The organism is Candidatus Avedoeria danica, assembly GCA_016703025.1.
Classification (GTDB): Bacteria; Chloroflexota; Anaerolineae; order Epilineales; family Epilineaceae; genus Avedoeria; species Avedoeria danica.
The window spans coordinates 1,780,324-1,803,977 of the sequence record JADJCV010000004.1 but is presented as its reverse complement, the minus strand read 5'-3'; the positions used below and the strand labels follow the sequence as shown (position 1 = coordinate 1,803,977).

Sequence of the window (23,654 nt, the reverse complement as noted above, 5' to 3'; positions counted from 1 at the left end):
GAAACGGCAATCTCTGACAGCCCGCCATTGCCGGACTCGTCGCTCCTCAACGCAATCGCACCGAGGAGACCCGAACTGAGAAGACGGGCCGCTCCGCGGTCCGTGTCTATCGGCCGTATTGCGTCACTCCCTACGCATGGGGGATCGTCCAGGAATGAAGTCGCAATCGACAACCGTGCGTAACGCCCAATTTCCCAACACCGTTATGCACGGGCGAGAGGCGCCGGCGCGCGGTCCCGTCAGAGCTCGGGCAGGGGCAGACCCAGGACTTCGTCGCCAGGCGCCTCTCTTCATGCATAACACCGGTCGCTGCGCACACGGGCCGGATGACCTCCGTAGACTGTCGTTGGGCCGGCTCGACCGCCAAACGACCCCGAGTCGGCCCTCAGGTCCACGCGCACAACTCGGTGAAGGGCGTTGTCGCAACCCTTCGTCGGCCGCCGTGCGAGCGTGCGAGTTACAACTACATTAACATGCCGCGGGCCATTCTGTCAACCGGGTCGTGCGGTCGCGTCCGACGGCCGACACGGCGTCGGCGCCCGACCGCCCCGCGCGGCCGGCGCTGGCGTTCGGCCGCGGATTCCCTATCCTTGCCCACCGTGCGCACCCGAACACTTCTCTGCTTCGCCGCGGCCCTCGCCGCGTCCTGTGCGACCGCCGTGCCGCCCCGAGCGGCAACGGCCGCCGGCGAGATCGACGCCCTGATCGCCGACATGACCCCCGCGGAGCGCGTCGGCCAGCTCCTCCTCGTGCCGTTCCGGGGCGACGGCGTGTCCGACGATCGCGCGATCGCCCGCCTCGTCGATCAGGGTGTCGGCGGCGTCATCGTCGACCCGCGCGCCGGCAACTTTTTGAACGCACCTGACACGCCGCGCCAGGTGGCGCTGCTGGCGAACGCGCTGCAGGCGCGCGCCGCACGACACGCGGCGTTCGTCCCGCTGTGGATTGCCGTCGACAGCGACGGGGCGGCGTTCCCGCTCAGCCCGCTGCGCGGCGGCATGACCGACGTACCGAGCGCGATGGCCCTCGGCGCCACGTGGGACCCGGCGTTGGCCGGGCGCGTCGGCGAGGTCGTCGGGCGTGAGCTGCGGGCCGTCGGCGTCAACCTTTGGCTCGGTCCCAACCTGGATGTCGTCGCCCAGCCGCGCCCGGGCAGCACCGGCGACCTCGGCGCCCGGGCGCTCGGCGGCAACCCGTCGTGGGTGGCCAAGCTCGGCCGGGAGATCGTCGGCGGCATCCACCGCGGCAGCGACGGGCGGGTGGCCGTGGCCGCCGGCAGCTTCCCGGGCGTCGGCGGCGCCGACCGGAGCCAAACCGCCGAGTTGCCGATCGTGGAGAGCAGCCTGGACGACCTGCGGCGCACCGAGCTCGTGCCGTTCGTGGCCGTTGTCGAGCCGCGGGACAACCGCTCCAGCGTCGTCGACGCGCTCGTGACGACCCACGTCCGGTTCCGCGGTGTCCAGCGGCAGATCGATCGGCCGCTGTCCCTCGACGGCAGCGGCCTTGCCTACCTGCGCGGCCAGCTACCGAGCCTCGATGCCTGGCGGGAGGGCGGCGGGCTCCTCTTCAGCCCCGGACTCGGGCTGGCCGGCGTGCGGCGCTACACCGACCCGCAGGGAGCGGCGTTCAATGTGCGCCGCGTCGTGCGCGAGGCGCTCCTGGCCGGCAACGACGTCCTCAACCTGTCCGGCTTCGACGTGCCCGACGACCCGACCCGTTCGCCCGCGGAGATCGAGGAGGCGCTCGCCTGGCTCACCGCGGCCTACGAGGAGGACGACAACGTTCGCGAGGCCGTCGACCGGGCGCTGCGCCGCGTCCTGGCCCGCAAGCGCGCGCTGTACGCTGCGGCCACGCCGGACGGCGTCGCCGTCGATGCCGAGGCCGCGCCTGCGTCCACCGGACTGGGGGGCGACGATGCGCAGGCCGTCGCCCGCGCCGCGCTCACGCTGTTCGCCCCGCCGACGGCCGGCGGTGGCCGTGCCCCGGTGCCGTCGCCGCAATCCGGCGATCGCCTGCTGTTCGTCGTCGACGCGCGCGACAGCCGGGAGTGCGACGGGTGTCCGCCCCAGTGGGTGCTCGACCCCGACGAGGTCCTCGCGACGTGCCTGCTGACGTACGGCCCGACGGGGTCGGGCACGCGGCGAATCGTCCGCGCCGAGGACGTCGGCGTCGTGACCGCCCGCGAGCTTCGGGCATGGCTCGGGGCCACCGGCCGGATCGCTGCCGAGAACAACCCATCGCTCGTGCCGCCGTTGAGCGCGGCACGGCAGGACGAAGTGGCGCGCGGTGTCGCCCAGGCCGACTGGATCGTCTTCTTCATGCGGGACGTCCGGCCGACCGAGGCGCCGGGCTCGGATGCGCCGCGGCTGTTCCTGCAGGCCAGTGAGACCGAGTCGGCCGGCCAGCGACTGGTGGCCGTTGCGTTCGACGCGCCGTACGGCCTCGACGCCAGCGAGATTTCCCGGCTGGCCGCCTACTATGCCGTCTACAGTCCGGGGGGGCCGTTCGTGCGCGTGGCCTTGCGCGCCGTGTTCGGGGACGAGGCGGCGGTCGGGGCGAGCCCGGTCTCGGTGCCGGGCGCCGGCTACGACCTCGCCACCCAGCTCCTCCCCGCATCCGGCCAGGTGATCGACCTCAGCTTGGTCGGCGGCCGGCCGGACGCCGCGGTCGCCCACGGCGGGCGGATCACGGTGCGTACGGGCGAGATCCGGGACGCCAATGGCCACCCCGTGCCCGACGGCACGACGGTCACCGTCCGCGGCTACGACCCCGCGGAGGACGTCTACCTGCGCGACGTCGTCGGGCAGACCGTCGATGGCCGGGCAACCGTCACGCTCCCGGCGGATCGCCAGGGCGACATCGAGATCACCGCCGTGCTGGACAGCGGGCTGGCCAGCGCACCGCTCGTCGTCCACGTCAGCGGCAGCGTCCTCGACGTCCCGACGCCGACCGCCGGCCAAGGGCCGCTGGCGATCCGACAGCTGCCGGCCGACTGGAGCATCCTGCTCTTCAGCTTGACGCTGATCCTGCTGGCCGGCGTGATCGTCTTCGGTGCCGGCGAGGGACCGCGCGTGCCTTCACGTGCGGTGCGGCTCTTCCTGCTCAGCCTCGCTTGCGGGCTGGCGGGCTACTTGCTCGTCCTCGTCGGCGGGTTGCGCATGCCCAGCTGGCTGCCGAGCGGCGGCCGACTCTGGCCGCGCAGTTGGAACCCGGCTTACCAGGCGCCGGTGCTCAGCTTCCTGCTGGCGCTGCTGCCGCTGGCCCCGTCGGCGTGGCGATCGGTGCGGTGGCGGTGGATCCAGCGCTTGCCGTCGGCGCCGCGGCCGGCGCGCTCGCGGCGGTCGCCTGCCAGGTCGCGACGACGGTGAGCAACACGAGCAGCGCGACGAGCGCGATCAGGCCGGCGTTGTCCCAGATCGCCTGCCGCCACGCCAGCCCCGCCGTACCGAGCTCGACGCTGCCGAGGACCGGCGCGTCGCCGACGAGGAGCGCGCGCAGCGCCTCGGCCGTCGGCGGCCGGCGCTCGGGGTGGAGCGCCATCGCCGTCAGGATGGCGGACTCGACGCGCGACGGCACGTCGGGGTTGAGCCGGCGCGGGCGGGTGAGCGCATTGGGCAGCAGGAAGCGGTCCTGGGCGGTGTCCGGCGGCCGGCCGGTCATGAGGTGGTACAGCGTCGCGCCGACGGCGTAGAGGTCGGCCCGGACGTCCGTGTGGCCGGTGTCGCCGGCATACTGCTCGAGCGGCGTGTAGGGCAGCGATCCGACGCCGCGCGCCACGGTGAGCGTCCGGGGGTCGGCCGGGTCCATCGCCTTGACGAGGCCGAAGTCGACGAGCTTGATCCGTTCGCCCGCCACGAGCTTGATGTTCGCCGGCTTGATGTCGCGGTGCAGCACGGGCGGCGACTGGGCGTGCAGGTAGGCGACGGCGTCGAGGAGCTGATCGGCCCAGCCGAGCACACGCTCGACGTCGAGGAGCTCGCCCGCCGCCAGCGCGGCATCGACGACCTGGCGAAGGTCGGGCCCGTCGACGTAGTCCATGACCAGGAAGTCCGTCCCGTCGTCCTCGAAATAGTCCGAGACCTTGGGCAGGGCCGGATGGTCGAGGCGCGCCAACATGCTGGCCTCGCGGTGGAACTGTGCCTGGCGATCGGCCCGGTCGGCCGCCGAGCCGACGTCCGGCAGGATCGCCTTGACGGCGGTGACGCGGCCGGCCAAACGCAGGTCGTCCGCACGCCAGACCGCGCCGGCACCGCCTTGACCGACGAGCTCGACCAAGCGGTAGCGGTCGCGAAGCACGATGTCGGGCTCGAGGTTGCGCATACGGGCAGGGTAGGGCGACGGCGGCCGGCGGGTCAAGCGCGTGCGGCGCGATTCCCGGCGCGCTCCGCGTCGGCCGATGCGGCCCCGCGGTCGTGCTATAGTCGTCGCGGGAGGGCACCGTGGCAGAAGAAGGGGCGATGATCGTGCTCCGCGATGGCGCTGCCGAGCGCACCTGGCCGCTGGCCGGGCGCGAGGTCATCGTCATCGGCCGGGACGCCGAGTGTGCGATCTGCTTGCCGGATCGCTCGGTGTCGCGTCAGCACGCCGCCGTGCGCCGCAGCGGCCGCGGCTACGTCCTCGTGGACAACGGCAGCAAGAACGGGACATGGCTGAACGGCCAGCCCGTGACCGGCGAACCGCGACCGCTGAAGGACGGTGACGACATCTCGATCTCGGCCCGCTACAAGCTGTGGTACGTGGATGCCGACGCCACCGCGCCGCTCGCTTTCTCCGGTCGCGGCATCCGGATCGACCCCGAGACGATGCACGTCTTCGTGAACGGCCAGGTGCTGGCGCCGCCGCTCTCGGCACAGCAGTTCGGGCTGATCAAGGTCCTCCTCGACGCCGACGGCGGGCCGGTGCCGCGCGAGTCGATCGTCGGCGCCGTCTGGCCCGAGACCGAGCGGGACGGCGTGAGCGACGATTCGATCGACGCTCTCGTCAAGCGCTGCCGGCAGCGCCTGGCCGAGCACGACGCCCGGCACAGCTATGTGGTGACCATCCGGGGCTACGGCTTCCGGCTGGACCAGCCCTAGACCGCGTCGACCGCCTGATGCGCTGGGTCCTGATCGGACCGGTGTGGCCGTATCGTGGCGGGATCGCCCAGCACACCGCCCTGCTGGCGCGGGCGCTCGCCGGTGCCGGCCACGAGGTCACGACGCTGACCTTTCGCAGCCTCTACCCCGCTTGGCTCTTCCCGGGCCGGACCGTCATCGACCCGTCCGAACAGCCGGTGCGCGTTCCGGCCGAACGGATCATCGCGCCGCTCTGGCCGATCGGCTGGCCCGCCGTCGCCCGCCGCGTGCGCGCCGCACGGCCGGATGCCGTTCTCCTCGTCTGGTGGGTGCCGTTCTTCGCCCCGTTCGTCGTCGGCTTCAGCGCCCTCCTCGGCCGGCGCGGCCGGCGCCCGCCGATCGTGCTGATCTGCCACAATGTCCTGCCGCACGACGCGCCCGGCCGGTTGGCCCGTTGGCTGACCGCGCTCGCGCTCCGCCGCGGCGACCGCTGGCTCGTCCACGCGACGCCGCTCGTCGCCGTCCTGGAGGGCATCGTCGGCGAGCGGGCGCGGATGCCGGGCGCCGTGGCGCGCGCCGCGCTGCCGCTCCACCACCTGGCGGGCGACGGCGCGGACGGCGCCATGCCCGGCGATGCCGCGCTCGACGCCACCGCGCCAGGCGATGCCGCCCCCGATGAAGTTCGACCGCTGCCGATCGGGCCGGCGCCGACGCTCCTCTTCTTCGGCCTCGTCCGCCCGTACAAGGGCTTGGATGTCCTCATCGACGCGCTCGCCATCGCCCGCGAGGCCGTGCCGGGCGTGCGGCTCGTCGTCGCCGGCGAGTTCTGGCAGAGGGCCGATGCGTTCCGCGCACAGGCCGATCGGCTCGGACTCGGCGACGCGGTGACGCTCCGCGACGGCTACGTGCAGAACGAGGAAGTGGCCCCGTTGTTCGCGTCCGCCGACGCCGTCGTCCTGCCCTACCGCGCCGCCACCTCGAGCGGCGTCCTGACGTTGGCGATCGAGCACGGCGTCCCGATGATCGTGACGGATGTCGGCGGGCTGCCCGAGGTCGTCGTCGACGGCGACGCCGGGCTCGTCGTGCCGCCGGGGGATGCCCGGGCGCTGGCCGCGGCCGTGGTGCGGCTGTGCGAGGAGCCAGGGCTGGCGGCGCGGCTGCGCGCGGGGTCCGTCGCGGCGCGGGGCCGGATCGGCTGGGCGGCGTACGTGGCGGCGCTCGTCGGCTTGGTCGGCGACGCGGGCGTTGGCGACGGGGCCGCGGGCGTCGGCGAGGCCGCTGCCGTCGATCGCGCGCCGGCGCCCGGGACGGCGCGATGAAGGCCTCGGTCATCATCCCGAACCTGGACTCGCCCGTCGTCGACCGCGCCGTGGCGAGCGTGTTCGCCCAGGCGGGCGCGCGGGCGCACGAGGTCATCGTCGTCGGCCGCGACGGTCCGGGGCGCCTGGCGGGCGAACCGCGGGTGCGATTCTTGTACACCGAGCGGCCGGAATGGCCGGCCGGGGCGCGGAACCGCGGCATCCAGGCGGCGAGCGGGGACGTCTACGTCTTCCTCGATGCGGACTGCGTCGCCGAACCCGGCTGGCTGGCCGCCCACCTCGCCCGGCACGCCGCCGGCGAGACCGTCGTGGGCGGCGCCGTCCTCTACGATCCGCGGCCGTACTGGCAACTGGCGGACAACCTGTCCATGTTCCACAACGTGGACGCGCACCTGCCCGCCGGCCCGCGCCCCTTCCTGCCGACGCTGAACCTGAGCGTGCGGGCCACGGCGGTCGACGACGTCGGTGCGATGGACCCCGGTTTGCGCTGCGGCGAGGACATCGACTGGACGATCCGGCTGGCGGCGGCCGGCCATCGACCGTTCCTCGACCCCGCGGCGTGGATCTTCCACCGGCCGACGCGGACGACGGCCGCCGACATGTGGCGCCACTGGTACATGAGCGGGCGGTGGATGGTCGGCGTGCGACAGCGCCATCCGACGGCCTTCGACGGTGTGACGTGGATCTACCGACCGCTCGCGCTGTACGCGCTGGCACCCGCCATCGCGGCGGTGGCGACGGCGCGGCTGTACGGTGCGGGTCGCCCGGGGCGGCGCTACCCGCTGACGTGGCCGGCGGTGTACGCCACCAAGCTGGCATGGTGCCTCGGTGCGGCCGATCCGGCGCTATGATCGTGCCCCGGACGAGTCCGGGGCACGATGACCGGGATCACGCCGGTCCGTGCCATGCGGACCCGCGGCGGTCGTTTCCGCTGTCTCAATGCGCGGCGACGATGATCGCCCACGATGTTCGACCGGCTGGTTCGATGAACCGGCGCCTCTGACGGGGTCACACCATGCGCACAGATATCCAGCTGGCCGATGTGCAGTTCGCCGCCACGCAGGGCTTGAACCACCTGCGTCTGAAGGCAAGCTACAGCCTCGATCGCCCGCTCGGCAAGCCCGACAAGGTATCGGTGATCATCACCGACGCGTGCGCCGCGCGCTGTACGATGTGCGACATCTGGACGCTCCAGGCGCACAACGAGTTGGACGTGGACGAATGGAAGCGCGTCCTCGACGACCTGCGCTCCTGGCTCGGGCCGTTCTTCATCGTCATCTCCGGCGGCGAGCCGTTCCAGAAGCGCGGGATGTTCGACATCCTGGCGCACTGCCGCGACATCGGCATCAAGACGAAGATGTCGACGAACGGGATGTACCTCACGCCGTCGGCCTGCGACCGCATTCGCGAGGTCGGACCCGACTTCCTGTCGATCTCGATCGACACGCTCAACCGTGAGGTGCACGACCGCTGCCGGGGCGTGCCGCTCTACGACCGCTGCGTCGAGGCCGTGCTGAACCTGCGCCGCGACCCGAGCATCGTTCTCGGCGTGGCGTCGATCATCATGGAGGAGACGTACGCCGACATGGCTGCCACCGCCGAGTGGGCCCTCGGCCTTGGCGTCGACCGCGTCCTGTTCCAGCCGCTGTATCCGACGTTCGCGACGGACGAGGGGATGGACCCGGCATGGTTCGAGCGCAACCCACACTGGCCGCGCGACCCCGACGCGGTCCACGATGCCCTTGAGGCCGTGCGCGAACTCAAGCGCGCCGGCAAAGCCGTCTGGAACCCCGATGAGCACCTCGTGGCGATGCAGCACTACTTCCGCGAGCCCCTCCAGCCACCCGCGACCGGACGAGTGCATGGTCCGCTACAGCACGTTCAACATCGGCCCGCGCGGCGACGTGAACTTCTGCTACACCGTCGATGACCTCGTCGGCAACGTCCGGACGACCCACCCCCGCCAGATCTGGGAGTCGGCCCACGCCCAGGACGTGCGCGACAAGATGAAGCCGTGCAAGGCGCCGTGCCTGTTGAACTGCTACCGCAGCCGCAGCCTGCGCGATCAGGTGGCGATGTTCAAGCTGTTCTTCGATCGTCAAGGGTTCTAGAGAGCCGGTCAAGTCATGCCCGCCGAACTCTCCCTCTATCCGTCAGCGCCTGCGGCGCTGCCACCATTGGGCCCCAAACGCGCCGGCAGGCGCGTTTGGGTACCGCGTTTCTCCCATGGGGGCGGGAGAAAGGATCCATCCATTGCGTGGGGGATCGAGTGGATCGACGCGTCGGCCCCCGGCTGGACCGCCCTCTCCCGCCCCCGCGGGAGAGGGCAGGCGCGCCACTGCGCGCCGGGTGAGGGACCGCGGATGCACGGCCGGCTTCGATGAACGACTCCTTCATCCGCTCTCTGGCGACGGTGACACGACCCATCATGCGCACCGAGCCGCCCGATGTCGTCGTGGCGTCGATCGTCCTGAACTGGAACCGCCGCGAGCTGACGCTGGCGTGCCTTGCGAGCCTGGAAGCGATGTCCGTCCCGGCCGGTGTCGAACACCGCATCGTCGTCGTCGACAACGGGTCGACGGACGGCTCGGCCGAGGCGGGCGCGCGGCGTTTCCGCATGTCGTGCTCGTGGCCCTCCCCGAGAATCTCGGCTTCGCGGCCGGCGCGAACGTCGGGATCCGGCGGGCGTTGGACGAAGGTGCGGCCTGGACGCTGCTCGTGAACAACGACACCGTCGCCGCGCCGTCCCTGCTGACGGAGCTGTACGCCGGCGCCGCCGTGGCCGAGCTCGCCGCCGCGCCGCTGCCCGGCCGTGCGCCGCGTCGCGGTCCGATCGGCCTCGTCGCGCCGACCGTCACGTACTTCGATCCGCCGGGCGCCGTCTGGCCATCGGCCGGATTCCGGCGACCCTGGACCCTCGACGCGCACGACACGACGGCCGACCCGCCTTCCCCCCATCCGTACGACATCGACTGGGCGAACGGCTGCTGCATCTCGTCCGCCGCGCCCTCTGGGAGCGGATCGGCCTGTTCGACGAGCGCTTCCGGGTCTACTACGAGGACCACGATCTCTGCCTGCGCGCCCGCGCGGCCGGCTTCCGCCTGGCGCACGTGCCGAGCGCGCGCATCGCCCACCACGTCGCGGCGTCCACCGGCGTCGGCTCGCCGGGGCAGGCGTACCTGCTGGCGCGCTCGAGCGTGCCGTACTATGCGGCCCACAGCCGCGGCGCGCACCGCGCGGTCGTCGTCGCGTATCGGATCGTCAGCCTCGGGCTGACGCTGGCGCGGTCGCTCCTGGGCGGCCGTCCGGCGACCGGCGCGGCTTACGTGCGCGGGCTCGCGGCGGGCTGCCGCGACGTAGGGTCGCGGCAGGCGTCGGCCTGGCCGACCGCCATCGGGTCAGCGGACGTCGCCGACCCAAGCGGCACATATGGAAGGGATGGGCGACGATGAACGCTGAGGTGCTGCGGCTGGCCAAGGATCCGGCCGCGCTTGCGGCGGTGCTCGGCCAGGTCCGGATCGTCGAGGACACGCTCGACCGCGACCTGTTGGTCCGGGCGCGCGCCGACCTCGAGAAGTACGCCTGGCTGCACGGCAAGTCGGCCGCGCTCAGCCTGCGGATGATCGATCGCCATCTGCCGCCCGTCGTCGGCCGGCCGCTGCGGATCCTCGAGCTCGGCGCGGCGCCGTACTTCTTCACGACGCTCGTCCACAGCGCGTTCGGCGCCGAGATCGACGCCGTCAGCGTCGAGGGCCGGGTCGTGGCCGGGCGAGGCGCCGCGGCAGCCGTCCGGCCGCGTCGTCCTCGACGTGCCGGCCCTCGGCGGGCCGCCGTCCCGCCTGACGATCGACGTCCGGATCTTCAACATCGAGCGCGATGCCTTCCCGTACCCGGACGACCACTTCGACGCGGTCTTGTTCATGGAGACGCTCGAGCACCTCGGCTACAACCCGAGCCACACGCTGGCCGAGAGCCACCGGGTCCTGGCGCCGGGCGGGCTGATGTTCATCACCGTGCCGAACTTCATCAACATCAAGCGCCTCGTGAACCTGTTCTTCAACCGCCCGACGGAGTTTCCGTACTCCGGCTACGGGATCTACGGCCGCCACCAGCGCGAGTACGCGCCCGTCGAGGTGCGGCGGCTGCTCGAGGCCAGCCACTACCGCGTGGCCGAGCTCGCGACGGCCAACGTCTGGCCGACGTACCGCGGCCGCAATGTGCGCTCGCTCGTCAAGGGGGACGGGCAACGCCGTGCTGAACGGCGTCAGCGCGCTGCCGGTGCCGTGGCTCGCCGCCAAGCGCGAGTTCATCGCGTGTGCCGCGCACGCACACGGCGAGGCCGTCGTCGCCCACCCGCAGTGGCTGTACGAACACCGCCACATGTACCCGGCGCCGCCCAACGGGCTGCGCGTGGTGCTGGACTGAAGCGCGCCGGGGCGGCCGGCGTCGAGACCGGCGGCACCGACGCGGGCGCCGCGTACGGGCAATCCGGGGCCGGCGCGGCGTTCCCCGTTCGGCGCCTCCGGGATCGCCGTTGGCGGATGTTCCGGCTCGCGGCCGGCGTCGTCTTGGCGGCGGTTGTCGTCGGCGTCGTCGGCGTGCGGTTGTACGGTGAGCTCCGGCGCGTGCGGGGCACGCTGGCGAGTGCGTTCCGGCTCGACGCCCGGTGGCTCGCCGTCACGTGGACGGTCCAGACGGCCGGCGCGATCCTGATGGTCGACACTTGGCGGCGGATCGTCGCGGCGTTCGGCGTGCGGGCGCGTCCGGCGCAGCACGCGCAGCGCTACGCCCTTGCGGCGCTGGCGCATGTCGTGCCCGGCGGGATCTGGACGCCGCTCGGCCGCCTGGCCGCGTACGGCCGCGCGGATGCGCTGGCCGTCGGTGCGGCGACGACGATCGAGTGGGTGGTGCTCGGCGTCGCCGGCCTCGTCCTGTACGGCGCGACGCTGCCGTGGGCGGCGTCCGCTCCGCCGGTCGGCGTCTGGGTGCTCGTCGTCGTGGCGGCGTTCGCCCTTGCGGCGGTGCAGCCCGTGGTGTTCCGGCGCCTCGTCGCCTTCGGCGGCCGCCTGACCGGGCGCCGGACGGCCATCTCGACCCTGCCGGCGTTCGACGGCGGCCACGTGCGGTTCTGGCTGGCGCGCGGCGTCGGCGTGCTCATGCTCTCCGGCGTGGCGCTGTACGCGTTCATGCGCGCCGTGAGCCCGACGGCTTCCCTGCCGGACGCGATCGGCATCGGCTCGCTGGCGGTGGCGCTCGGCAACCTGATGGGGCCGCTTCCGCTGACCGGGCTGGTGAAGGATCTCGGGATGGTCCTCCTCCTCGAGCCACTGTACGGATCGAGCGCCGTGGCGCTCGGGCTCGTCGTGGCATGGCGGTTGTGGATGATCGCCGTCGAGGTCAGCTGGCTCGTGTTGGCGACGGCGTGGGTTCGGATCGCCCGCCCGGACGACGAAGGGGGTTAGGGGGTCACTACCACCATCGGACCCCTCGACGTGCCGGGACCCATCGCCGGATCGACGCGGATCGACCGCGCTACGACGTTCGGCGTATTGCGCCGTCCGCACGCCTCTGGCACGCTCCTCCAGTACGCTCCTCCGGCACGCTCGATGAAGCATTCCGTCCGCGTGCGCCATCCCCGGGAGTCCTGAATTGACCCAGCCCTCGATCCGCCGCGTCGTCAGCGCCTCATCCGTCCTTATCGCCCTGCTGACGGCCGGCTGCTCCGCCTTCCGCAGCCCGCTCATCACGGGGCAGAACTATCTGGCGCAAGGAGACAACGAACGGGCGCTCCTGGCGTTCGACAAGGCGATCGAGCGCGGGATCGACCTGCCGTTCGCGTACGCCAACCGCTGCATCGCCAACGACGCGCTCCTGCTCCACAACGAGGCCGTCGGCGATTGCACGAAGTCCCTCGAGCTGACCGAGGCGTCGTCGCCGGAGGGCTACAACCGCTACGAGGTCCTGAACAACCGGGCCGTGGCCTACATCAACCTGCGCCGGCGCGACGAGGCGCGGGCGGACCTCGATGCCGCGCTCGAACTCAAGCCCGACTACGCCGAGGCGATCGCGAACATCGGCCGGCTGTACATCGACGACGGGGACTACGTGACGGCGATCGAGAAGCTGGACGAAGCGCTCGCGATCAACGACCAGCTTTCGCAGGCGTTCGGCAACCGCGGCTTCGCGCACCAGAACCGGGGCGACAACGTCAAGGCGATGGCGGACTTCGATCGGGCGATCGCGATCGACAACAACATCGACGCGTGGCAGAACCGGGCGATGCTGAACTACTCGCTCGGCCGGTTCAACGCCGCCTACGAGGACTTCCAGACGATCCAGCGGATCGCCGATCACGGCAGCAGCGCGTACTACATGGCCGACTCGCAGGTGAAGCTGCTCGAGAGCCGCCCGACGGATCGCGCCGACGACGACTTGTCGGACTACACGCCCGAGGCGCCGGACGCGTACGACGAGCCCGCGGTGACCGACGTCCTGACGGACACCGCCCTCCTGACGGACACGCTGGCCGTGACGGACACCGCGACGATCGAAGCGCCGTGATCGCAGCCGAATCCGGGGCGTTGAGGCGCCGATTCGTGGGCTTTCCCTCGGCAATACACCGAAAGTCGTAGCCGATTCGGCCCACGGTGCACCCCACGGACCATGGGCGGCGGCCGATCGGCCGCCTACACTGAGCTCCCGTCGGTGGGGATGCCTCCACCGCAATCCGGTGTCGAGGCCCCCAGAGGCGCCGATGAGGTGCCGAACCCGATCTCACAGGAATCCACAAGGAGCGGACCCGAGATGAAGAAGCTCGTCGTAATGACGGCCGGTGTTGGAGTGGTGGCGGGCGTGGCGATGGCCGCGGCCGGGATGTTCCAGGGTGGGCAGCCGGCGGTGTGGCGCCAGCCGCCTGGCCGGGATCCAGGGAGCAGGCGCGACGGGTATCCAGGTGCAGAACCTGGACGCGACGCAGTCGGCGACGGTGTTGGCGGACTTCTACAAGCAGAGCACGTCGGCGGTGACGGCGATCCAGGTGTCGCGGCCGAACGTACCGGCGGGCGGCGCGGTGAACATGTACCTGCCGACGGTGACGGAGCTGACGAACGGCGCGTACGCGGCGATCATCAGCGCCGACCGCCAGATCGCGGCGATCGCGCGCACGGACTGGACGACGTCGGGCGCTGCGGCGATCTACTCGAACGTTCAGCCGGGCAAAGGAAGTGTTCGTGCCGTTGTCGGTCATCAAGTACTACGGCCAGACGTCGCTCGTGTCGATCCAGAACACGGACACGGGCCAGGTGGCCACGGTGACCGTTGAGCTGTTCGCGCAGGGCAACACGACGGCGGTGGTGAACAAGACGTACCAGGTGCAGCCGGGTTCGTCGGTGACGCTCGACCTTTCGAAGGACGCGGCGTTCATCGGCGTGCAGCCGAACACGCCGGGCGGCTTCCTGGGTTCGATGAAGGTGACGAGCGCGGTGGACGTGGGCGTCCAGTCGTTCGTCGACATCGAGAGCAGCCAGAAGGCCGTGTACGCGTTCGAAGGCGTGCCGCCGGAAGGCGCCGCGATGAAGCTGTACGCGCCGCTGATCCGCAAGGAGCAGCTGGCGGGGACGAACGCGGGCGGGGCGAAGGGCTTCTCGACCGGTATCTCGGTCGTGAACCCGACGAACGCGCCGGTGAACGTGACGGCGAAGTACTACGGTGGCTCGGCGGAGTGCGCCGGCAACTCGTACACGGAGGGCCCGGCGGCCATTCCGGCGGGTTCGAGCCACGTGTTCTACCAGCCGACGGCGGCGACGCTGCCGAAGGGCTGCGTGGGTTCGGCCGTGCTCGAGTCGGATGGCAACATCCTGGCGATCGTGAACGACTCGAAGAACCTGACCGAGACGTCGGCTGCGTACAACGCGGTTCCGGCGGCGCAGGGCGCGACGAAGGTGGCCTTGCCGCTGGCGCGCCGCGGTCACACGACGGCGAAGTTCACGACGGGCATCCAGGTGATGAACATCGGCACCGGGCCGGCGAACATCGAAGTCGTGTTCGCGGATGACAAGGGCGTTGGCCTGAGCTCCTGCGGCGCGGCGTGCAAGGTCGTGGTCCAGCCGTTGAACGCCTGGACGTTCTTCCCGAGCAACTCGCCGAACGCGATGCCGGTGAACTCGTTTGGCTCCGCGGTCGTCACCAGCGACCAGCCGATCGTCGTCATCGTGAACGACATCTCGGAAGTCGGTTCGGTCGACGCTGCCACCTACAACGGCATCAAGGCCGACCTCAAGGCATTGCCCCGGCGGCCGAAGGGCCGCCAAACTGAGGGGCTAACCTCCGATCACCGGAAATCGCCGGGCCCCGCGTGCAAGCGCGGGCCCAGTCCTGCTGGCGCGTCCGCGCCGGGATTGGGATGCGGATCGGGTGGGCGCTGCGTTCATGGGAGGCAGATGGTTGGCCGCTCAGACAACGTTGGTCCGGCTGCGGATCACAGGTGATCTGAGGCGAGATCGCCGGCAATCGGGGCGCAGGTCACTGTGGTCTGGCGGTCTACGAATGGTGATCTGAGAACGGGGCCATAGCGGCACACGCATCCGTGCGCCCACCCCCCGTGTATCATCCACCCCCCATGACCCACCCCGCCCCGACACCCATCACCGTCCCGTGCCCCGCCTGCCGCACGGACGCCCACACCCCCCTCCACGTCGCCCGCGACCGCTGGTTCGACGGCCCCGGCACGTTCCGCTACGCCAGATGCGCGTCCTGCGGCCTCACCTACCTGCGCGAGCGGCCGGCGCCCGCGGCGATGGCGGACTACTACCCGCCCGACTACGTCCGGCGCGGCAAGGGTCCCGCCTGGCTGCTCCGCTGGTTTCGCGCCCGCGACCTGCGCCGCCGCGTCGCGCTCGTCCGCGGCCTCGCCGGGGCGGGCGGGCGCGTGCTGGACGTCGGGTGCGCTACGGGGGCGTTTCTTCATGCGGCGCGCACCGCCGGGCTCGTGATCGCGGGCGTCGAGCCGGCGCCGTGGGCGGCCGAGGCGGCGCGGGCGCGCGGGATCCCGGTCTGGTCGACCACCGTCGACCGGGCCGACCTGCCGGCGGCCGCGTTCGACGTCGCGACGCTGTGGGACGTCGTCGAGCACCTGGACCATCCGGCCGACGATCTGCGGCACGTGGCCGCGTCCGTCAAGCCGGGCGGGTGGCTCGTCGTCACGACGCCCGTTCTCGACGGCTGGGAGGCCAGGCTCTGGCGCACGCGCTGGCCGGGCTGGGACACGCCGCGGCACCTGGTGGTGTTCAGCCGGTCGACGCTGGAGCGAACGCTGGCCGACGCCGGGTTCCGGCTCTCGCACTGGACGTACCTCAGCGAAAGCTATCTCCTGACCGCGCTCGCGATCTCGCTGGCCGCCAAGGAGCGCCTGCCGTCGCCGATCGCGCGAAGCCTGCGCTTCGTGCTCCACGTCCGCCCGGTCCGCCTCGTCGCCCAGCCGCTGTTCCGGTTGCTCGACCGGGCTCTCGGCGGCTCGTGGGTCACGGCCGTGGCGCAGCGGGTCGACGCCGACGACGCCGACGGCGGCGACGGCAATGGCAATGGAAATGGCAACGGCGATGGCGATGATCGTGCCCACCGCGCTGCCGGATCGGAAGGCTGACCCGTGCGCGTCATCGCCGGCTCCGCCAAGGGCCGCCGCCTGGCCATGGTCCCAGGCGACGCGACCCGCCCGATCACGGACCGCGCCAAAGAGGCCCTGTTCAGCATGCTCGGCCCCGACCTGCCCGGCGCGCGCGTCCTCGACCTCTTCGCCGGGACGGGCGGCGTCGGGATCGAGGCCCTCAGCCGCGGCGCGGCATGGTGCGACTTCATCGACCGCGAGCTGGCCGCCGTCAAGACGGTGCGCGCAAACCTGACCGCCACCGGCCTTGCCGACCGCGCGCGGGTGATGCGCCGCGACGCGTTCGACGTCCTCGCCACGACGCCCGACGTGCCGTACGATATCGTCTTCGTGGCGCCGCCCCAGTACAAGGGCATGTGGCTGCGCGCCCTGCTGGCGCTGGATGCCCGGCCCGAGATCGTCGCCGCCGACGGCGGGCAGGTCGTCGTGCAGATCCACCCCCGCGAGGCGGTGGTGCCGGACGTGAAGCACTTCGAGCGCTTCGACGAGCGGAAGTACGGGAGCGTGCTGTTGCAGTTCTGGACGCGGCGATGATCGAACCCCCCTCCCCTCGACGCCGCGCGGCCGAGCGCACGACCGTCGCGCACACCGGCGCCGTGCCGGTCCCGTCCGACCCAACCGCCTGGAAGCGCCGCGACGCGATCCATCACGACCGCGAGGCTGCCCGCTACGACCGTCTGATCGGCCGTGAGTTCGCCCCGTACCAGCAGCTCTGGACGGCACGGCCGTGGGCGGAGCGCCTGGCGGCGGACGGCGCGCGCGTCGTCCTGGACATCGGTTGCGGGACGGGGCGCACGACGCTGCCCGTCGCCGCTGCCGGACCGGCCGTCGTCGCGCTGGACATGTCGCGCGGCATGCTCAAGCAGGCCGTCGCCAAGGCGAACGCGGCCGGAATCGCCGGCGTCTGGCCGCTGATCGCCGATGCCGAGCACCTACCGCTGGCCGACGGCGCGGTCGACGCCGTCGTCTGCCAGGGCGTGCTCCACCACCTGCCGGACGTCCGCGTGGCGCTGGTCGAGGCGGACCGCGTTCTCGCTGAACCCCGGCGATCGGACCCGGCGGCGGCCGGCGGACATCCTCGTCGTCGTCGCGCGGCGCAACCGTGCGGCGGCGGGGGCGTAGAGGATGGCCGAACGTGGAGGAGGGCAAGTGAGAAGTCAGACGATCGGACGACGGATCCTTGGCGCGATCACCGTGGCCGTCGTCGCCCTCGCGTGGACGGGTGGCGGTCGCGCGTCCGCGCAGAGCAAGCAGGCCCACTACCAGACCTACGCCGTCGACGTCGCCGTCCAGCCGGACGGCACGTTCGACGTGGTGGAGGACATCACGGTGTCGTTCGACGCGGGCGCTTTCACGACCGGCTACGTCGACCTGTCCCGCGAAGGCGCGGCCGGCATCCACGGGGCCCGGGTCGACGCGCCCGACCAGCCGTACGCCGAAGGCGACGGCGATCCGAACACGTTCAGCGTGACGCCACGCGGCGACCTGATCCGCGTCCAGTGGTGGTTCCCCGAGATCCGGGCGCCGCGCTCCGCCCGGTTCATCGTCCAGTACACCGTGACGGGCGCGCTGCGGGCGTACGAGGGCGGCGACCAGCTGTGGTGGACGGTCATCCGGCCCGATCGGCCGCTCGTGGAAAACGCCGTCATCACGGTCACGCTGCCGGACGCCGTGCCGGGCTGGACGGACGGCAGCGGCTACGTCCAACCGCGGCCGAACGCGGCGTGGCGGCCGGTCCCGGCCGATCGCGTCTCGGACCGCGTGCTGCGGATCCGGGTCGAGGACGTCGAGAACGGCGCCTCCGTCGAAGTGCGCGGCCAGTGGCCGCACGGCTACGTTCAGGCCACCGAGACCGCCTTCCAGGCCGACCTCGATGCCGAACGGGTGGACGAGCAGGCCGAGATCGACGCGGCCCGCGGCGGCGCGACGTCGACCGGTCAGGCCGACGGCTGGCTGGCCCTGTTCAACCTCATCGTGGCGCTGCTCAGCGTCGTCGCGCTGGCCAGCGGCCTGTTCGGCGTCTACTGGGTGTGGTACCAGCGCGGCCGCGACCCGGAGTTCGATCTCGGCGTCGACTACCTGGCCGAGCCGCCGAGCGACCTCGCGCCCGGCGTCGTCGGCACGCTGCTGGACGAGGAAGCCCACCTGCGCGACGTCCTTGCGACGCTCGTCGACCTGGCACGGCGCGGCGAGCTGCGGATGGTCGAGGTCAGCGAGGGCGGGTTCCTCGGCATCGGCGTCCGTCAGGACATCCTGTTCGAGCGGGCGCCGGACGCGGGCAGCGCAGGCGCGCCATCGACGCTCTCGAAGTTCGAAGCGGCGCTCGTCGAGGCGGTCTTCGGCCGCAGCGACCGGCGCAAGCTGTCCGACCTCAAGAACGCCTTCTACAGCGAGCTCCCGGCGCTCTACAGCCAGCTGTACGAGAGCGTCGTGGACGCCGGCCTGTTCACGGCGCGTCCCGACAAGACGCGCGGGCAGTACATTGGGCTCGGCATCGGCGGCGTCGTCTTGAGCATCGTCCTGTTCGTCGCCACGATCCTGCTCGTCGAGACGATCCCGCTGGCGATGTGCCTGCCGGGGGTGCTGCTCATCGTCAGCATCGCCGCGCTGCTCACCGCGTCGGCGATGCCGCGCAAGACGCCGGCCGGGGCCGAGGCCGCGGCGCGCTGGCGGGCCTTCCGCGACTGGCTGGTCAACATCGAGCAGCAGCGCGGCCATCTCGAGACGGCCGGCGACCTGTTCGATCGCTACCTGCCCTACGCGGTGGCGTTCGGTATCGACCGCCAATGGATCGCGGCGTTCGCCCGCGTGGACGCCGCGGCGCCGCCGTGGTACGTTCCGGCCGGTCAGGATGCACGCGGCCGGCCGTGGGTGGATTGGGGCCGCGGACCGCGGCCGTTCGACCACGGCGCCGGTTCGGGGCGCATGGGCGGCGGCCCGCTCGGCCCGTCCGGCGACGGCGCGTCGGGCGGCATGCCGGACCTGCAGGGCGCCAGTGATCGCCTCGGGGGCGGGTTGTCCGCGCTCTCGGGGAGTCTCTCCTCCATGCTCTCGAGCGCCGCCGTCGTTTTCGGCAGCCAGCCGGCGCCGTCCGGCGGTTCCGGTTGGTCGGGCGGTTCGGGCGGCGGCGGTTGGTCGGGCGGCGGGTTCAGCGGCGGCGGTGGCGGTGGCGGCGGAGGAGGCGGAGGAGGTTTCGGATGATGCGGAATGCACGACTGCTCGGGATCGTCGTCGGCGTGGCGGCCGTTGGGCTGTTCATGGCGGCGCTCGGCTGGCTGAACGGCGCTCGGGCCGACGGCGTGCTGTCCGGCGGAGGGTATGCGCTCGGCCTGTTCGGTGCGCTGCTGGCCACGCTGCCGCTCGGCGGGATGGCCGTGCTCCTCTTCGCCCGCGGCAGCGCCGACACGGATGCGCAGGCGCGCGCGGCCCAGCTGCGAAAGCTGTTGAACCTGGTGCTGACGAAAGGCAAGGTCTCGATCGGCGAGGCCGTGACCGAACTCGAAGCGCCGCGCGAGACGGTGCGGGCCCTCCTGCTGGAGGCCGTCGGCCGCGGCCTGTTCTCGGGCTACGTGAACTGGTCCGAAGGCGTGCTCTACAGCCGCGAGGGCGCCGCCGGCGTCCAACCCTGTCCGAACTGCGGTGGGACGATCGACATCGCCGGCCGCGGCGTGCTGCAGTGCCCGTACTGCGGCACCGAGATCTTCCAGGCGCTCGGCGACGGCCAGGCCACCGTGCGCGGTGTCGCGCCGCCGGCCGGCGGCGGGCCGGATGCGCTGCGCCCGGACAAGGTGGCCGACGGAGCGATCGCGTTCGACGGCGGCGGACCGAACGATGGCGCGGAAGCCGGCACCGGTGCCGGGGGCGGGCCCGACGGCAGCCCTGACGGCAGCTCCGACGGCAGCTCCGACGATGGACCGGGCGGCGGTGCGCGTCCGTGACGACGCCGTGGCCACCTCCGACCCACGGATCGACCGCCGCCGGCGCAGCCCCGGCGGATGGCACGCCGATCGGCGCCGCCGACGCAGACGCGCCGCCGCCCTCGACCGCTGCCGGCTACGCCGATGCTGCGCGCCGCGATGCGACGGAACGGGCGGCGCGCGCCGCGTTGGCCGCGGCCGCGCGCACTGCCCGTGACCGGGTGGGCGACATGCAGCGACGCGGCGTGGATGCCGGACGGATGGCGGAAGCGGCGCGGATCGAGGCGGTCCTCGGCCGGCTGAACCGCGTGATCGACCGCTTGTCGTCGCCGACGAAGTCCGGGCCGTGGTTCGCCGCCAAGGCGCTGCCGGCGGACGCCGCCGCGTGGCTGGCCGATGCCGATCGCCGGCTCTCGCTGGCGCTGGCGGAGCTGGCGACGACGGCGGCCGGCGGCGATCCGACGGCGGCCGATGTCCAGGCGTGCGACGGGGTCGTCGGTGAGGCCGGCGCGTTGCTGGACGGTCGGCGGGATGCGCTGGCGGCGCGCGATTGGACGCCGCGGGCCGTCCAGGCCGGGCTGGCGGCCGTGGCGCCGGGTGAACAGGTCAGCGACGACGGGCGCTTCCATCGCGTCGTCGAGGTCGCGCGCTTCGCGCGGGGCGACGTCGGCGTGTCGCTGGCGGACGGGCTCGTGCTCTGGGAGGACCGGGACGGGCGTCGGATCACGTTCGAGGCCGCTGCCGCCGGACCGCCGGATTGGCCGCCGCCGCCGGTGCTCGAGCTGGCGGACGACACGTTCCGTGCGGCGTGGTCGGACGACGGCGCGGCGGTCGTGCGCGGGCCGGCGGGGCGGCGGAGCGTCGCTGCGCCGCGGGCGTTCATGGCCGGCGATGCGGGCGGGTGGCTTTGGCTGGCGGTGGCGCGGCCCGGAGACGGCCCGGCCGCTTGGCGCGGCGTCGGCGTCGAGGCCGACGCGGGGTCCGGCAGCGGGTGACACCCGGCGCCGAGTAGCGGCGACGGGCAGCGCGAGCAGCGCGCGGACGAGGGCGGTGGGCATCGTGCCGGCCGCCGACCACAAGGAGAACGAACGATGGCGATCCTCGACCTCATCGAATGGGACAACCCGGGACCGAACGAGATGGTGCACCGCGTGCCGGAGTGGGGCTCGGGCGAGTTCCGGCTCGGCTCGCAGCTGGTGGTGCGCGAGTTCCAGTCGGCCGTCTTCTTCCACAACGGCCTGGCGCAGGACACGTTCTCGGCTGGGCGGTACACGCTGTCCACCGAGAACATTCCGCTCCTCACAGGACTCATGGGGCTGCCGTTCGGCGGAAAGAGCCCGTTCCGGACCGAGGTCTATTTCGTGAGCCACCGCACGTTCCTCGACGTGAAGTGGGGCACGACCCAACCGGTGGCGCTGCGCGACCCGGACCTCGGCGTCGCCCGGCTGCGGGCGTTCGGGACGATGGCGATCGATATCGACGACGCCGGCCTCTTCATCAACAAGATCGTCGGCGGTCAGGGCCTGTACACGACGAACGACATCGTCGGCTACCTGCGCGGCATCGTCGTCGCGCGCCTGTCGGACCTGCTGGGCGAGAGCGGCATCGGCCTGTTCGATCTGCCGTCCAAGTACGATGAGCTTGCCGCCGGGCTCGCGGCGCGGCTGCGCGACGCCTTCCTGTCCGTCGGGATCGCGCTCAAGCAGGTCTACATCACGAACATCTCGGCGACCGAGGAGACGCAGGCCGCCATCGACGAGCGCGCGGCGATGGGTGCGATCGGCGACATGGATGCCTACTTGAAGTTCAAGGCCGCCCGGATGCTCGGCGGCGGGGGCGGCGGCGGGGGCGGAGCCGGTGACGCGGCTGCCGCGGGCATGGGCCTCGGCGCCGGCGCCGGAATGGGCGCGATCCTGGCGCAGATGATGGGCTCGGCGATGCAGGCCCCGGCCGCGCGGGCCGGTGCGCCGGCCGGCGATGACCGCGACGCGTCGCTCGAGGAGGTCTTCACCGGCCTGCAGGTGCTCGCGAACCGCCAGCTGGCCGTGCCCGCCACCGAGCGCGCCGAGGTCGTCAGCGCGCTCGAGGCGCTGCGGATCGAGCTCGCGGCTGCCGTGCCCGACCTCGAGGCCGTTCGGCAGCGCCGGCAGACCACGGTCGAGCGCTGGCCGTGGCTGGCGGATGAGCTCGAGGGAGTCTTCCGCCAGCCGACCGTCACGGCGGCGCTCGTGCGGGCGGCCAGCCGGTACACGGCGGGCTGATGCCCTTCGGTCGCCCTTGTTCGAGGATCGGCGGGGCCGGTCGGCCTTGCGGCCGCGTTCGCACCTATGCTAGCCTTCGCGCCGCGCATTCGGCGTGCGCCCCCCCCCGTTTGCGCGCGCCGGCCGACGGACCCAGGAGGTCGGGCTTATCGACGGTTTCCCTCGACGCAGCGCGCGGCGCTGCAGCGGCTGCGGCTCGACGCTGCTCGCCAACGAGCGCAACTGCTCGGTGTGCGGCACGCGGGTGCCATGGCGGCTGACGCGCCGCGGTGTCCTCGTCGAGAGCGCGGCGGCCGTTGTCGGCCTCGCGGCGATCGTCGCGGCGATCCTGGTGTGGCGGTCGGGAGCGCCCGGCCAGCTGCCGGCGCCGCCCGCCGTCGTGCTTCGCGGCACGGACGTGGCGGTTGTGGTTCCTCCGACGATGGCGGTGAGCGTCGCGACGGCCGTCGTCACGGCCACCGCCACCCTGCCCCCGTTGCCGACCCCGGCCGCTCCGCCGGCCCTCGAGCACACGATCGCGTCCGGTGACACGCTCTGGAACATCGCCTCCGAGAACGACACGACGGTCGAGGCGATCCTGGCGGCCAACGTCGGCGAGCTGACGCTCGACCGTCTGTCGATCGGGCAGGTGATCAAGATCCCGCTGTCCGACGCCCTGCCGCCGGCCGACGCGCTCGTCCAGGAAGCGCCTCCAGCGGTCGACGCCGCTGCGCCCGCGACGGACACGCTGGCCGCGGACATCCTGGCCAGGGCCGGTGCGGCCGATGGTCTGACCGTCGTCGTCCAGGCGGTGTCCGTCACCGTCGCGGCGGACGACACGCTGTCGACGCTGGCGGAAGCGAACGGCGTGACGGTGGAGGACGTTGTGGCCGCAAACGGCTTGGCGGACGCCGACGCGATCCTCCAGCTCGGTCAGGTGCTCGTGATGAAGACGGCCGAGGTCGTGACGGCGACGCCGCTGCCGGGCGGGATCGCCGGCGGGCAGCCCGGCTCGGACGCCGGGCAGGCCGCGCAGCAGGAGCCGCTGACGGACGACGCCGACCGCTACGCCGCCCCGCTCGCGCTGTCGCCACTCTTCGGCACGGCCATCACGGGGGATGCGCCGATGCTGCGCTGGTCGTCCATCGGGCGGCTGCCGCCCGGCATCGCGTACATCGTTCTGCTGAACGAGGCCGATGCGCCGATCGACGAAGCCGTGCGCGTGACCGTCCGCGGCGGCGCGACGGCGGCGCGGATACCGGCGCGCTTCCGCCCGGCCCTCGGGGCGAGCCGTGAACTCGTCTGGGCCGTGGCCGTCGGCCGGATCGGCGACAGCCTGCTCGGCTCGGACGATCCGACCGTGCTGTCCGGCGACGTGAACTGGATCGCGTTCACGTGGACGGTGGGCGATGGGCCGACGCCGTCGGTGGAGCCGTAGGGGCGGCCCCCCGTGGCCGCCCTGC

At 72.5% G+C, this 23,654-nt stretch carries 19 protein-coding genes and 1 pseudogene; 19 read left to right on the top strand and 1 reads right to left on the bottom strand.

What is annotated here, in order from left to right; genetic code table 11:
* Positions 1–3,231 precede the first annotated feature (3,231 nt).
* A complete protein-coding gene (locus tag IPG72_10610) occupies positions 3,232–4,320 on the bottom strand; it encodes a serine/threonine protein kinase (protein ID MBK6769433.1) in 1,089 nt (362 codons plus the stop codon).
* 137 nt (positions 4,321–4,457) lie between these two features.
* On the opposite strand from IPG72_10610, the gene IPG72_10605 reads away from it, so the two are divergent.
* The 19 genes and pseudogenes from IPG72_10605 (at position 4,458) to IPG72_10515 (ending at position 23,629) form a co-directional block, all read left to right on the top strand.
* Positions 4,458–5,075: an FHA domain-containing protein gene (locus tag IPG72_10605; GenBank protein ID MBK6769432.1), complete on the top strand. Its 618-nt coding sequence runs from the start codon at positions 4,458–4,460 to the stop codon at positions 5,073–5,075.
* Positions 5,076–5,092: 17 nt separating this feature from the next.
* Positions 5,093–6,373: a glycosyltransferase gene (locus IPG72_10600; GenBank protein ID MBK6769431.1), complete on the top strand. Its 1,281-nt coding sequence runs from the start codon at positions 5,093–5,095 to the stop codon at positions 6,371–6,373.
* Positions 6,370–7,224 (top strand): glycosyltransferase, encoded by an 855-nt coding sequence (locus tag IPG72_10595; GenBank protein MBK6769430.1) that lies wholly within the window; start codon positions 6,370–6,372, stop codon positions 7,222–7,224. The genes IPG72_10600 and IPG72_10595 overlap by 4 nt, the downstream gene beginning before the upstream one ends.
* A gap of 164 nt (positions 7,225–7,388) precedes the next feature.
* Complete coding sequence (locus tag IPG72_10590) at positions 7,389–8,303, top strand: radical SAM protein (GenBank protein MBK6769429.1); 915 nt, start codon at positions 7,389–7,391, stop codon at positions 8,301–8,303.
* Positions 8,236–8,484, top strand: coding sequence for an SPASM domain-containing protein (locus tag IPG72_10585; GenBank protein MBK6769428.1), 249 nt, complete (start codon positions 8,236–8,238; stop codon positions 8,482–8,484). Before IPG72_10590 ends, IPG72_10585 begins: the two co-directional genes overlap by 68 nt.
* 269 nt (positions 8,485–8,753) lie before the next feature.
* Positions 8,754–9,095, top strand: coding sequence for a hypothetical protein (locus tag IPG72_10580; GenBank protein ID MBK6769427.1), 342 nt, complete (start codon positions 8,754–8,756; stop codon positions 9,093–9,095).
* Positions 9,096–9,483: 388 nt separating this feature from the next.
* Positions 9,484–9,825 (top strand): hypothetical protein, encoded by a 342-nt coding sequence (locus IPG72_10575; GenBank protein ID MBK6769426.1) that lies wholly within the window; start codon positions 9,484–9,486, stop codon positions 9,823–9,825.
* A 357-nt stretch (positions 9,826–10,182) separates the two neighbouring features.
* Complete coding sequence (locus IPG72_10570; protein ID MBK6769425.1) at positions 10,183–11,835, top strand: methyltransferase domain-containing protein; 1,653 nt, start codon at positions 10,183–10,185, stop codon at positions 11,833–11,835.
* Between the two features lie 187 nt (positions 11,836–12,022).
* Positions 12,023–12,934, top strand: a complete 912-nt coding sequence (locus tag IPG72_10565) for a tetratricopeptide repeat protein (GenBank protein MBK6769424.1) — start codon at positions 12,023–12,025, stop codon at positions 12,932–12,934.
* A gap of 322 nt (positions 12,935–13,256) precedes the next feature.
* Positions 13,257–13,694: a hypothetical protein gene (locus tag IPG72_10560; protein MBK6769423.1), complete on the top strand. Its 438-nt coding sequence runs from the start codon at positions 13,257–13,259 to the stop codon at positions 13,692–13,694.
* Positions 13,603–14,859, top strand: coding sequence for a hypothetical protein (locus IPG72_10555; GenBank protein MBK6769422.1), 1,257 nt, complete (start codon positions 13,603–13,605; stop codon positions 14,857–14,859). Before IPG72_10560 ends, IPG72_10555 begins: the two co-directional genes overlap by 92 nt.
* A 131-nt stretch (positions 14,860–14,990) precedes the next feature.
* A complete protein-coding gene (locus IPG72_10550) occupies positions 14,991–16,013 on the top strand; it encodes a class I SAM-dependent methyltransferase (GenBank protein MBK6769421.1) in 1,023 nt (340 codons plus the stop codon).
* A gap of 45 nt (positions 16,014–16,058) precedes the next feature.
* Positions 16,059–16,568, top strand: a complete 510-nt coding sequence (locus IPG72_10545) for an RsmD family RNA methyltransferase (GenBank protein ID MBK6769420.1) — start codon at positions 16,059–16,061, stop codon at positions 16,566–16,568.
* Positions 16,565–17,074 (top strand): annotated as a pseudogene (locus IPG72_10540) (class I SAM-dependent methyltransferase). Before IPG72_10545 ends, IPG72_10540 begins: the two are co-directional and overlap by 4 nt.
* Positions 17,075–17,183: 109 nt before the next feature.
* Positions 17,184–19,235: a DUF2207 domain-containing protein gene (locus IPG72_10535; GenBank protein MBK6769419.1), complete on the top strand. Its 2,052-nt coding sequence runs from the start codon at positions 17,184–17,186 to the stop codon at positions 19,233–19,235.
* Positions 19,232–19,972, top strand: coding sequence for a hypothetical protein (locus IPG72_10530; protein MBK6769418.1), 741 nt, complete (start codon positions 19,232–19,234; stop codon positions 19,970–19,972). Before IPG72_10535 ends, IPG72_10530 begins: the two co-directional genes overlap by 4 nt.
* Positions 19,969–20,946 carry a hypothetical protein gene (locus tag IPG72_10525; protein MBK6769417.1) on the top strand — a complete coding sequence of 326 codons (978 nt, stop codon included), beginning with the start codon at positions 19,969–19,971 and terminating at the stop codon, positions 20,944–20,946. The genes IPG72_10530 and IPG72_10525 overlap by 4 nt, the downstream gene beginning before the upstream one ends.
* Positions 20,947–21,042: 96 nt before the next feature.
* A complete protein-coding gene (locus tag IPG72_10520) occupies positions 21,043–22,212 on the top strand; it encodes an SPFH domain-containing protein (protein MBK6769416.1) in 1,170 nt (389 codons plus the stop codon).
* A gap of 94 nt (positions 22,213–22,306) precedes the next feature.
* Positions 22,307–23,629 carry a LysM peptidoglycan-binding domain-containing protein gene (locus IPG72_10515; GenBank protein MBK6769415.1) on the top strand — a complete coding sequence of 441 codons (1,323 nt, stop codon included), beginning with the start codon at positions 22,307–22,309 and terminating at the stop codon, positions 23,627–23,629.
* Positions 23,630–23,654 lie beyond the last annotated feature (25 nt).